The following is an 11582-nucleotide window of genomic DNA, read 5'->3' on the forward strand; positions in this document are numbered from 1 at the left end:
ACGCGTGTTCCTTCACCTATCACCTTAACCACGAATACCGGCCTGAAAAGTCTAAAAAAGACATTTTAATGCGAAAATTCGCCCTTACCTTAAATCTATACTGGCCAAGATGGTTGCGGCATCATAAAAGCAGATAATCATGGCAACGGGAGAAAAGGCATGCCTCTTCGATCCAGGAAAATCATGCTGGCCCTTGGTGGCGCCCGCTCCGGCAAGACAGCCTATGCCGAAGGTGAGGCGCTGGCGCTTGCCGGGGAATCTCGCCCCTTCTATCTTGCCACCGGCCAGGCTTTTGACGCGGAGATGGAAGCAAGAATATCCCGCCACCGCGAGTTGAGGCAGGATCGATTCACCACCATTGAAGAGCCGCTTGATATCGCATCAATCCTGAGGGGACAGGACGAAGGAAGTGTCATCCTTGTTGACAGTATCGGCGTCTGGATCACCAACCTGATGCTGGGCGAGAGCGACAGACCCGCGGCTTTTGACGCGTTCATCACCGCACTCGAAGAGACGAAAGCATCCGTGGTGATTGTCAGTGAGGAAACCGGCCTTGGCATCGTGCCTGAAAACAAAATGGCCAGAGATTTCCGTGATGATACAGGACTTCTCAACCAACGTGTCGCCGCCATGGCCGACAAGGTCGTCCTGATGGTAGCCGGTCTCCCCATGATCCTGAAATAATTGCCGGGATATTGTGAAAATCGTGGCCAAAATTCGAGGCAGACACCCATGACCATCTCTCTCCTTGACGTCGAATCCTATCAAAAAGCCATAAAGAGCCTGCCCGGACCAGATGGGAAGGCTGAAGATGCGGCACGACTGAGGCAGGGGCAATTGACCAAACCCCCCGGCTCCCTCGGGCGGCTTGAAGATATTGCTATCTGGATGGCCGGATGGCAGGGCCGGGAAAAGCCGCATCTCAACTCACCTTCCTGCCTGATTTTTGCAGGCAACCATGGGGTTGCGGCGCGCGGCGTTTCCGCCTTTCCGGCCGAAGTCACGGCCCAGATGGTAGGTAATTTCACCGCAGGCGGGGCCGCGATCAATCAGCTGACCCGTGCGGCGGGGATCAGGCTTGAGGTGACTGCACTGGAACTGGATCGCCCGACCCGGGATTTCACCGCTGAACCCGCGATGAGCACCGAAGAGACGCTTGCTGCCATGAAAACAGGTGCTGATGCCATCCCCGATGACGCCGATATCCTTCTTCTCGGTGAGATGGGAATAGCCAACACCACCGCCGCCGCGGCTGTTGCCGCCGCCTGCCTTGGGGGGGTGGCACGCGACTGGGTTGGCCCTGGCACCGGCCTTGATGCGGCTGGCGTAAACCATAAGGCGGATGTGGTCGAAGAGGCAATTGCCCTTCATTCGGATGCCCGGGATGGTTTTTCCATCCTTGCATGTCTTGGTGGACGCGAGATTGCCGCAATTGCTGGCGCTGTGCTGGCGGCCCGGCATCGCTCTCTTCCTGTCCTTCTTGATGGGTATATCAGCACCGCTTCGGTTCTGCCTCTTTACCTGGACAACCCTTCTATTCTGGACCATTGCCTGATCAGTCATCGATCCGAGGAGCCGGGGCACCAGCGTATTCTTGCCAAAACCGGACTTGAGCCTATACTGGATCTCAGGCTTCGGCTTGGTGAAGGAAGCGGTGCTGCGACGGCGCTTCCCATTATCAGGGCCGCCGTGGAAGCCCATAGCGGCATGGCCACCTTTGCCGAAGCCGGTGTATCCGACGGATAGAAATGGAGGGATGATGACCAGATCCCAACCCCCTTCATCGGACTGGAGCAACATAACGCCCGGCCTTCTTTATCAGGATATCATGGCGGCATCGATGATCCTGACGCGGATACCGGTGACCTATGAATTTGAAACCGAACCGGACACGAAACGAAGCTATTGGGCTTTCCCCATCATCGGCGTTGGTGTTGCCGCCATCCCCGGGGCGATCGGCGCGTTGCTTGTCACTGCCGGTATTCCGCCGCTGGCATCAGCCATGCTGGCGCTGGGCGGCATCATGATACTGACAGGCGGGCTTCATCAGGACGGGCTTGCCGATGTCGCGGACGGGCTTGGCGGGCGTGATCCATCGCATCGGCTTCGAATCATGCGCGACAGCGCCACCGGCAGTTTCGGCACCCTTGCCTTGCTGATTTTCACCATGACGGCCGCGGTATACCTTGCTGATCTCGGCAGCAACAGCCCATGGGGAATGCTCCATGCGCTGGTGGCAAGCGCGGCCCTCTCGCGGGCGATGATGGCGCTCCAGCGGGTTATGCGCTCACCTCCGGATGAGACGGGACTTGCTCATCTGACCGGTCAGCCCGACATGATCGTTGCAGCGACAAGCCTGCTGCTCGGTCTTCTTCTGGCAATTGTCTTCACCGGCATCAGCGCCGCGATTGCTGGGTTTCTGGCCGGCGTTGCGGTCACGCTGGCGCTTGGCTGGTTTCTTGAGAGGTGGATTGGCGGCGTCAATGGCGACGGGCTCGGCGCCACCCAGCAGATCAGCGAAACCGCAATCCTCATGACTTTCGTGATGATCGGCTGAAATGGCGGAGATGGTGCGGCCACTTCACCTGACCCTTATCCGGCATGGCCCTTCGGTTCATGAAGAGGGATGCCTGCCGCCCGCCGATCCGGAGGCCGATATGTCGGATATAGCGGCATTTGAACGTCTGGCCGGTTTGCTGCCTGCTGATGCGACCTGGTGGGTCAGCCCCCTCCGCCGGACACGCATGACCGCTGATGCCCTCATTGCGGCCGGGGCACATCCGGGTGAGATGATCACCGCCCCCATGCTCAAGGAGCAGGATTACGGAACCTGGCATGGACGACCCGTCGCTGAAATCTGGGAAGAGATCAAGGATGGCCCGCTGACACCGTTCCATTTTCTGCATCCTTCGGTCACGCCCCCCGGTGGTGAAAGTTTTGACCAGCTATGGGCCCGGGTAGCTGAACTTAGGCAATCCATCGAAAAAACCCGGGAAGATCACCTGGTGCTGATCGGCCATGCCATGATCTTCCGCGCCCTGATCGGTCAGGCGATGGGGCTTGATGCGGAACGCGCGCTTGCCTTCGGTATCAGCCCTCTTTCGATGAGCCGGATTACATTTATCCGCCCGCAAGGCGAGAGCAGGGGAAGCTGGATGCTTGATCAGCTGAATGTTCCGGCCTAGCGGTTGCCTCTCGGGTCCACCCAGCCGATACTTCCGTCGTCCCGCCGATGCAGCATGTTGAGCCCGAGATGGGCCTTGTTCCTGAACATCAGCGCCGACTGGCCCGAAAGTTCAAACACCATCACCGCTTCTTCAACGGTCATGAGATGCACTTCGTAATCCATTTCGGCCAGAATAGGTGGTGCGGATATATCTTCGGGCAGAGCGGCTTCGGCTTCAGGTTCTTCCTGGGCAAAAACCGTCACCGTTGCCGGCATAATATCTTCTGCCGACGTCTCAGCGCGATGATTCTTGAGCCTACGATGGTAACGGCGAAGCCGTTTCTCGATATGATTGATAGCCTGATCCAGCGCGACATGGGCATCAGAGGCCGCGCCACTGGCCTCCATGACTATTCGGCGGGTAAGCGTTATCCGGATGCCAACATCAAATCCTGCGGTTCCCTTGGTCAGGGTAACGGATCCGCTGATCGCGTTATCAAAATATTTTAGAACCGCTGCGGACAACGAATCATTTGCATGTTCCTGAAAGGCTCCACCGGTATCCATGTTCTTGCCGGAAACGCTTATCTTCATCACCGCTTCTCCTTATATATATTCAAGTCGTAATATCAGGATCGCAGATCAGGGCCATCCCTGCAACAATCCCGATGGGAATATCAGGTGGATAGGCTGGAATCGTCCCTCAGACCTATGGACAATCTGCCGCCGGTGATACCGCTGACGAAATGCAATGGCCGCGCGGCCTCGCCTTCCCGCCCCCTGAAACCTGGCGCCGAGAGGATCGTCAACATCCCGGGGCTGTCGTCAAGAACCGTGGCGCCGGTACCATCTCGATCCGCACAGAGGCAGAAGCGGGACTCGCCGGCTAGCGTGATGATAAAAACAAGCCGGCGATAGCGCAGGGCATCGCGGTGAACACCGATCCCTTTTGATCCGCTGGCGTAATGCTGCACCGCCAGGTCATTGAGCGTGAGCGGCCCGTCAAGAAAGGGAGAGTTCCTATCTTTTTCAACTTCGGCCACGCATATCTCCAGCAGATCGGCAAGATCAGCCAGCGCATCCTGCCGCGGTGCCGGAAAGCAGATATCGAAATCCTGATGCACCTCACGCCCCTGAGCCCCGGCCCGGGGCTTTGCCTTTCGCATGGGCAGACGTGAAGCCTGGCGGATCAACGCCGCCACTTCATCGGGGCTGAAAAACGGCACCGACACGCCGAGTGTGCCCTCTGCCGCCAGCTCGTCAAGCGCCGCGCCCAACGCCCTGACCTTGCCCGGCGTTCTGGACAATGGCGGGGGCACTTGTGCTACCCGCGCAGATCCGCGGCCATGGCGTCGATCTTTGGCATGGCCTTTTCCACCCGGTCAAAGAGCAGGTTGATTTCATCTTCAGATGTAATCAAAGGCGGGCAGAAACCGATACCATCCACCGGCAGCGCGCGCAGGATAACCCCATGCTCCTGAATGATGGCCATGGCTTTGGCGGCAAATTTCTGGGCAGGATCAATCTTGATGCGTGTGCCGGGTTCAGCCACGAATTCCATGGCGCCGATCAGGCCGACGGCACGCGTATTGCCGACGCTTTCAAACCTTCCCATGGCGGTGACACGTTCATTGAAAAGCGGTGCAATGGAACGAACATGACCGAGAATATCCCGTTCTTCCATAAGCTCCATCGTCCGTTTGGCCACCGCCGCCGGCACCGGATGCGCCGAATAGGTATAACCGTGGCCGAACTGGCCGAGGCGATTTGCCTGTTCTTCAACACCTGCCGCCACCTTGCCGGAGACCATGACGGCGGATATCGGCAGATAGGCCGATGAAAGGGCCTTGGCGCAGGTCAGAATATCAGGCTTGATCCCGAAAGTTTCGGATCCCCACATATTGCCGGTACGGCCGAAGCCGCAAATCACCTCATCGGCGATCATGAGGATGTCATTCTTGTCAAGAATCGGCTTGAGCGCCTGGAAATACCCTTCCGGCGGCACGATGACGCCGCCCGCTCCCATCAGGGGCTCGGCAATGAAGGCACCGATCGTGTCCGCGCCTTCCCGTTCGATCATCTCTTCAAGTTCGTGCATGATACGGCTGGTGAATTCAGCCTCGCTTTCGCCGTCATGGGCATCCTGGAAATAATGCGGCGATGAGGTGTGGCGGGCAAAATCAAGCGGCAGGCCAAACCCATCCTGAACATAGGCCAGCGCCGTCAGGCTGGCGGCCGCGAGGGTGACCCCGTGATACGCCCGCTTGCGGCTGATGATCTTCTTCTTCTCCGGCTTGCCGATGGCCGCATGATAGTACCAGACCATCTTGATGGCGGTGTCATTGGCCTCTGATCCGGAATTACAGAAGAACACCTTTTCAAGCCCTTCCGGAGCAATCCGGATGAGGATTTCGGCAAGATCAATGGCTGGATTGACGGTCTTGCCGGTAAAACTGTGGTAATAGGGCAGATTCTGCATCTGCTCTGCTGCTGCCTTCACGAGTTCGGGCTCGTTGAACCCGAGCGAGGCGCACCACAATCCGCTCATCCCCTCAATATACTCTTTCCCATCGGCATCGGTGACATAGATCCCGCTGCCGGAATTGATGATCTGCGGGCCTTTTTCCTTCAGCATAGCCGGGCTGGTGTAAGGATGCAGGTGATGGGCGATATCTCGTGCTTCTGCAGAATTGGGGGAGAATTGTTCAGGTTTGTTCATGGCTTTACCTCATTGATTGATGATCAGACATGCTGACCGCCATTAATATGAATTTCCGCACCATTAAGATAGCTCGAGGCATCGGAACAGAGAAAATAGATAGTTTCCGCCACCTCATCGGTGGTGCCCAACCGGCGCATGGGAATATCGGGCAGGACCTTTGCTTCGGTCTCGGGAGAGAGGATATCGGTTTTGATTTCCCCCGGCGCAATCGCGTTGACACGCACACCGAGCGGCCCGAAATCCGCCGCCATCTCCCGGGTCAGCGCCGCCAGCGCGGCCTTGGATGTAGCATAGGCTGTACCAGCGAAACTATGCACCCGGCTTCCGGCGATGGACGTGACATTGACAATCGATCCCTGGCCCTTGACCAGCGATGCACTCAACCCCCGGGCAAGCATAATCGGGGCAAAGAAATTCACCTGAAAAACCTGACTCCAGGTTTCCATCGGCGTATGCAGGCTGTCCATGCGTTGCTGATCGGGCATTTTTGGGGAAATACCGGCATTGTTCACCAGCGCATTGAGGGGCTGGCCATTGAGCCGCTCCAGGAGTTCACTCACTCCCTTTTCGATGCTGGATACATCGCCAAGATCCACCTGAAGGTGATCTTCCTCACCGGCGGGCCAGGGACAGTTTTCAGGAAAAGCATGTCGGGAACAGGTGATGATGCGCCATCCTTCCTGGGAAAAACGCTTCACGGTCGCGTGCCCTATGCCCCGGCTTGCGCCGGTCAAAACTAGGATGGGTTTTTGCTTCGTCATGAATGGCCCTTGGCTATGTTTTTCACCTTATCCCCAGAAACCCCATACGGCAAGACCTGCGACCACCAGCCAGGCAATCCCCTTGAAGAGGAAAAAGAGAAACGCCCCAACCCCGAGATGCTTAAGCCAGCGTTTGCGGGACGGCCCGGCGGTGTCTTTGTCAGTCGGCGGGTCTGCCAAACCCTCGCCCCCCCATGAACGTTTCGATGAACCCCTGCCTCAGCTCGCGCGCCCAGCGCTCAAGCTCAAAGGGGCCGCCATCTTCGTAAACACCGCTGTCAACATAGACCCTGACGGCCTGCTCCCTCCCATCGGGCAGAACTGCCATCATTACCTCAAGACTGTATGTATCCCCTTCGAACTTGTCCAGAGCGTCAATATCTTCTTGTGAAAGATCATGCAGGATAAGCCCTTCCACCACGCCATCCGGCGAAGGCCGGATCATGGGGAAGTCTCCTCCGCGAACAAGCCGTGCCTGATATCCTCTTATCAGCGATGGGGTCACGCGCGGCACGGCATGGCCGATCACCACCTCACGAATGGCCGTATCACGCAAGGTTCCATATACAAAGACATCCATCCTGATCCCTCCTTCAAAGGATAAACAACTACCTGCACTCTTGCCGATTGACTTGCCCTGCCTCAATCAGGACCACAACTGGAAAAACAACTTTCCAGACCTCGGAACTGGAGTATAGTACGTGAAATTCTTGATCAGACAGAGCCAATGCGCAAGGCAGATTATATCATCATCGGGGCAGGTTCGGCCGGATGTGTTCTCGCGAACCGACTGACGGAAGACCCGAAAGTCAGTGTCATCCTGCTTGAAGCCGGTGGCGAAGATCGCAACCCTCTCATCCATATTCCGGCAGGATATATCAAGACCATGGTCAATCCGGCCATAAACTGGATGTTTGAAAGCGAACCTGAAGCCAATACCGCCATGCGCCCCATCGCGTTTCCGCGAGGCAAGGTCATGGGCGGATCATCGGCGATCAATGCCATGCTCTATGTGCGCGGGCAGTCACATGATTACGATGGCTGGGCCCAGCGCGGCAATCGTGGCTGGTCGTATCAGGATGTGCTGCCCTATTTCCGCCAGGCCGAGCATTGCGAAGCTCTGGAGAGCGAAGACATGGACCCCGATCTTCGTGGCCGCGGCGGGCCGCTCAATGTGGCGATGGTCCGCTCACGCTACAAGGCCCTTGATCTGGTGATTGACGCGGCCGAACACCTCGGCTACCCGCGCAACCCGGATTACAACGGCCATGACCAGGAAGGCTTTGCCTATTATCAGGTCACCCAGAAGAACGGAGTCCGCCATTCGGCCAAGAAAGCCTATATTGATCCGGTCCGGCACCGGAAAAACCTGACAATCCTGCCACGAACCCGGGCAACCGGCCTGATCATGGAAGGGCGAAAAGCTGTCGGCGTGCTTGGCCGGAAAGATGGACAGGATATCCGGCTTGAAGCCGGCCGGGAGGTGTTTCTTTCCGCAGGTGCGATCCAGTCCCCTCAACTGCTTGAATTAAGCGGCATCGGCAATCCGGAAATTCTGGCACGGCACGGTATCGAGCCTCGCCATGACCTTTCCGGTGTTGGCGAAAATCTGCAGGATCATTATATCTCGCGAATTTCATGGAAACTGAACGGTAATATTTCGATCAATCATCTGTCACGAGGACTTGCGCTGGCAGGCGAGGTTGTCAAATACGCCCTGACACGACGCGGGGCATTGTCACTTCCCGCCGGTATTCTCGGCGGTTTCGTGAAATCGCGCCCTGGTCTCATCGGCCCGGACATCCAGTATCACATCGCCAATGCCAGTTTCGCCAATCCGGCCAGGCGCATATTTGATGATTTCCCCGGCATGACCTTCGGCCCCTGCCAGCTGCGTCCGGAAAGTCGGGGGCATATCCATCTCCGCTCACCGAACCCGACCGATGCGCCGATGATTTTCCCGAATTATCTTGAGAGCGATGAAGACCAGCGGGTGCATGTCGCAGGGCTGAAGATCGCGCGCGATATCATGCAAAGCGATATCATGCGACCACATGTGAATATTGAACTCCGGCCCGGCAAGGAAATCGGCAGCGACGCGGATCTCCTTGCCTATGCGAGGGAAACCGGCGTTACGCTATATCACCCTGTGTCCACCTGCCGGATGGGCCCGTCGCCCGCATCAGGGGATGTGGTGGATGAAAGGCTGCGCGTTCACGGTATAGATGGCCTGCGTGTCGTGGATGCCTCGATCATGCCCACGCTTGTTTCAGGCAACACAAATGCGCCAACCATCATGATTGGAGAAAAGGGCGCGGCCATGATCAAGGAAGATCACGGCAGAAAACACTAGGATCAGGACTGGACACGAACGCTTTCTCTGCCCCATATAGGGGAAGGCGTTGAAAGGATCAAAAAATGAGTGTTGAGCAAGCCGATCTTCGTAAAGCTTTTGGCAGTTTCATGACCGGCGTTACCGTGGTCACGGCCCGCAACGGAAGCAACCAGCCTCTCGGCTTTACCGCCAATTCTTTCAGTTCAGTATCGCTTGAGCCACCTTTGTTGCTGATCTGCATTGATAAATCCTCTGAAAATCTAAGCGCCTTCAGTGATGCCGGTCATTTTGCCGTCAACATCCTTGCCCATGACCAGCAGGAGATATCAACTCGTTTTGCCCGCAATGTCGAAGATCGTTTTGCCGGCATAGACTGGTCGTTAAGCGATGAAGGCACCCCGATCCTTGGTGGCACTGCGGCATTTTTCAGCTGCCGGATGCACAAGACCGTCGATGCCGGCGATCATGTCATCATGATTGGCGAGGTTGTCTCTTGCGCCAGCACCGACAAGCCTGGCCTCGGCTATCATAAAGGCAGGTATTTCACCCTCGGCCATGACTGAACCGATCCCCATTCTGATCATCGGGGATGGGTATGCAGGTGCCGTCCTGACCCTGCATCTCCTTGAACGCGGCATCGACACATCGCGGATGGCCATTCTTGGCCCTGATCGTCTGGGTGCTGGCAAGGCGTATGGCTGCCGAAACCCTGACTTCCGGCTCAATGTCCGGGATGATCTGATGATGCTGCGTCCCGGCGACAGCCAGCATTTCGCCACCTGGGCCGAACATAACCTCAAGGATCCCGATGCCGAAACCAGCGCTGGCAGGTTTTTCCGGCGTCAGGATTTTGCCCGCTACCTTGAACAGGAAATCCATGACGCCCTAGGAGGCCGGGAATTGCTGCAAATCAGGGACCGGGCGCATGACCTTAAACCCATCACCGGCAAGAAAGAGACATGCTGGCACATCACCACAACAGAGAGGAGAAATCTGGCAGCGGAAACGGTTGTGCTCGCGCTGGGGAATCCTGATCCTTCCCCCACCTTCCCCTTGAGCGATGGCGCGCGCAAACACCTGATCCCGAATGCCTGGACCGGCACCTGGGTTGAGCAGGTGGACAAGGATGCCGATATGACCGTCATCGGCGGCGGATTGACCGCCATGGACGCCATCCTCACCCTCGAGCAGAGAGGTCACCGCGGCCAGATCAACATCATCAGCCCCATTGGAATGCTTCCCCCCCGGCAAACTGCCTGGATACGAAAAGCCCCCTACCCCTGGCCACGCCATCTCAGCGGCCGGGAATTCCTCGCGATATTCCGGCGGCAACTTGGTGATGGTGACTGGAAAGACCCGGACTGGCAGGCCAGATTTGAATCCCTGCGGCCGGGTATTTCATTCGCCTGGCAGAACCTGCCCGAGACCGACCGCCAACGGTTGAAGCAAGAAATGGGCTGGTGGTGGCAGCTTATCCGCTATCGCGCCTCACCACAGACGGTGGCAGCGGCCGCAAGGCTTGAGGCCTCAGGCCAGCTAAAACTCTATCATGGCCGTTGCGAGGCTGCCCGGACAGGTGAAAACGACAAGGCACGCATCACCATATCCCTTGCTGATGAAACCACCCATGAGGTTGACACCGATCACCTTCTTCTTGCCACCGGGGCCGGGAAGGACCCGCTTGCCGCCAGCATGTTCCAGAACGGTCTTCTGGCCGGATCACCGGCAGGGCTCAAGGTGGACCACGGGCTTAACGTCCTTGGTGCAGATGGTCTTCCGCTTGGCCGCTGCCATGCGATAGGACCGCCGACAGCCTTTGCCCTTGGTGATGTCATCGGCGCCAGCAGTATTGGCCGCCAGGCTTTTGATCTCGCCCGTCATCTGGCCGGAGACAGGTGATGAAGGCAGAACGCTTCTGGGAGACAACGCCGCTCGAAGAGATGAGCCCTGATGAATGGGAAAGCCTCTGCGATGGCTGCGGCAAATGCTGCGTTATCAAACTCGAAGATGTGGATGACGGCACGATCCACTATACCGATATCGGCTGCCGACTTCTGGATGGAAAGACATGCCGTTGCACCGATTACGCAAACCGGAAGAAAGAAGTGCCGGATTGCGTCATTCTATCCCCATCGAGCCTCGACAGCCTGCCGTGGATGCCTTCAACCTGCGCGTATCGGCTTATCCATGAAGGCAAGCCTCTGCCCCGTTGGCATCCGTTGATTACAGGAGATCCCGAAAGTACCCATAAGGCCGGCATCTCCGTCAAAGGACAAATAATTCATGAAGATGATATTGCGGAAGATGACTACCCCGCACATATAAAAGAATGGGATTGATGGAGAAGACATGACCGAACAGGAACCGAAACGCCAAAGCGGAAGCCTGCGCTGGGTGCTTTACGCCCTGATCACGGCGCTGATTATCGCAAGCCTCTATCAGAGCCGCAATGCCAAGGCCCCTGATTGGGAGCAGTGCAAAGAGTCGCTCTTCACCCAGATGATCAGCGGTGACTGCACCCCGCGTCGAGGTCTCGGCGGGGATCAGAGCCCTTCCTCAATTTTGCCGGACAGCCCCGGCCGCAAGATCTGAACAGAT

General features: G+C 57.3%; 15 protein-coding genes. 9 read left to right on the forward strand and 6 right to left on the reverse strand.

Translation table 11 applies throughout. The features are described from left to right. The first annotated feature begins 159 nt into the window (after positions 1-159). From cobU to AB8880_06705, 4 genes are read left to right on the forward strand one after another with little or no spacing between them, the layout of a single operon-like run. Positions 160-684, forward strand: coding sequence for a bifunctional adenosylcobinamide kinase/adenosylcobinamide-phosphate guanylyltransferase (cobU, locus tag AB8880_06690; GenBank protein XDZ64621.1), 525 nt, complete (start codon positions 160-162; stop codon positions 682-684). A gap of 48 nt (positions 685-732) precedes the next feature. Further along, a complete protein-coding gene (gene cobT, locus AB8880_06695; protein XDZ64622.1) occupies positions 733-1746 on the forward strand; it encodes a nicotinate-nucleotide--dimethylbenzimidazole phosphoribosyltransferase in 1014 nt (337 codons plus the stop codon). A 10-nt stretch (positions 1747-1756) separates the two neighbouring features. After that, on the forward strand, positions 1757-2557 hold the full coding sequence (locus AB8880_06700) for an adenosylcobinamide-GDP ribazoletransferase (GenBank protein XDZ64623.1): 801 nt from the start codon (positions 1757-1759) through the stop codon (positions 2555-2557). Between the two features lies 1 nt (position 2558). After that, a complete protein-coding gene (locus tag AB8880_06705) occupies positions 2559-3185 on the forward strand; it encodes a histidine phosphatase family protein (protein ID XDZ64624.1) in 627 nt (208 codons plus the stop codon). Here the strand turns inward: AB8880_06705 and raiA are convergent. The 6 genes from raiA to AB8880_06735 all read right to left on the reverse strand — a co-directional run bounded on the left by raiA (position 3182) and on the right by AB8880_06735 (position 7229). Then, positions 3182-3760 carry a ribosome-associated translation inhibitor RaiA gene (raiA, locus tag AB8880_06710; protein XDZ64625.1) on the reverse strand — a complete coding sequence of 193 codons (579 nt, stop codon included), beginning with the start codon at positions 3758-3760 and terminating at the stop codon, positions 3182-3184. The two genes, AB8880_06705 and raiA, sit on opposite strands and share 4 nt — an antisense overlap. A gap of 83 nt (positions 3761-3843) precedes the next feature. Further along, entirely contained in the window at positions 3844-4473 is a 630-nt protein-coding gene (locus tag AB8880_06715) for a hypothetical protein (GenBank protein XDZ64626.1), read from the reverse strand. A 17-nt stretch (positions 4474-4490) separates the two neighbouring features. Further along, a complete protein-coding gene (locus tag AB8880_06720; protein ID XDZ64627.1) occupies positions 4491-5885 on the reverse strand; it encodes an aminotransferase in 1395 nt (464 codons plus the stop codon). A 23-nt stretch (positions 5886-5908) separates the two neighbouring features. Then, on the reverse strand, positions 5909-6649 hold the full coding sequence (locus AB8880_06725; GenBank protein XDZ64628.1) for an SDR family NAD(P)-dependent oxidoreductase: 741 nt from the start codon (positions 6647-6649) through the stop codon (positions 5909-5911). 27 nt (positions 6650-6676) lie between these two features. Then, complete coding sequence (locus AB8880_06730) at positions 6677-6829, reverse strand: hypothetical protein (protein ID XDZ64629.1); 153 nt, start codon at positions 6827-6829, stop codon at positions 6677-6679. Continuing rightward, positions 6810-7229, reverse strand: a complete 420-nt coding sequence (locus AB8880_06735; GenBank protein ID XDZ64630.1) for a gamma-glutamylcyclotransferase family protein — start codon at positions 7227-7229, stop codon at positions 6810-6812. The genes AB8880_06730 and AB8880_06735 overlap by 20 nt, the downstream gene beginning before the upstream one ends. A 147-nt stretch (positions 7230-7376) precedes the next feature. Between AB8880_06735 and AB8880_06740 the strand changes: the two genes are divergently transcribed. From AB8880_06740 to AB8880_06760, 5 genes are all read left to right on the forward strand, one after another. Beyond that, positions 7377-9002 carry a GMC family oxidoreductase gene (locus tag AB8880_06740; protein XDZ64631.1) on the forward strand — a complete coding sequence of 542 codons (1626 nt, stop codon included), beginning with the start codon at positions 7377-7379 and terminating at the stop codon, positions 9000-9002. 65 nt (positions 9003-9067) lie between these two features. Then, the gene (locus AB8880_06745; protein XDZ64632.1) at positions 9068-9547 is read left to right on the forward strand and encodes a flavin reductase family protein; all 480 of its coding nucleotides are present in this window, start codon (positions 9068-9070) and stop codon (positions 9545-9547) included. Beyond that, positions 9540-10883 (forward strand): FAD/NAD(P)-binding protein, encoded by a 1344-nt coding sequence (locus tag AB8880_06750; GenBank protein XDZ64633.1) that lies wholly within the window; start codon positions 9540-9542, stop codon positions 10881-10883. The genes AB8880_06745 and AB8880_06750 overlap by 8 nt, the downstream gene beginning before the upstream one ends. Then, complete coding sequence (locus AB8880_06755) at positions 10883-11323, forward strand: YcgN family cysteine cluster protein (protein XDZ64634.1); 441 nt, start codon at positions 10883-10885, stop codon at positions 11321-11323. Before AB8880_06750 ends, AB8880_06755 begins: the two co-directional genes overlap by 1 nt. A 10-nt stretch (positions 11324-11333) precedes the next feature. Continuing rightward, on the forward strand, positions 11334-11576 hold the full coding sequence (locus tag AB8880_06760) for a hypothetical protein (GenBank protein XDZ64635.1): 243 nt from the start codon (positions 11334-11336) through the stop codon (positions 11574-11576). Positions 11577-11582 lie beyond the last annotated feature (6 nt).

The sequence above is a fragment of the Alphaproteobacteria bacterium LSUCC0684 genome, from assembly GCA_041228335.1.
Lineage (GTDB): Bacteria > Pseudomonadota > Alphaproteobacteria > Puniceispirillales > UBA1172.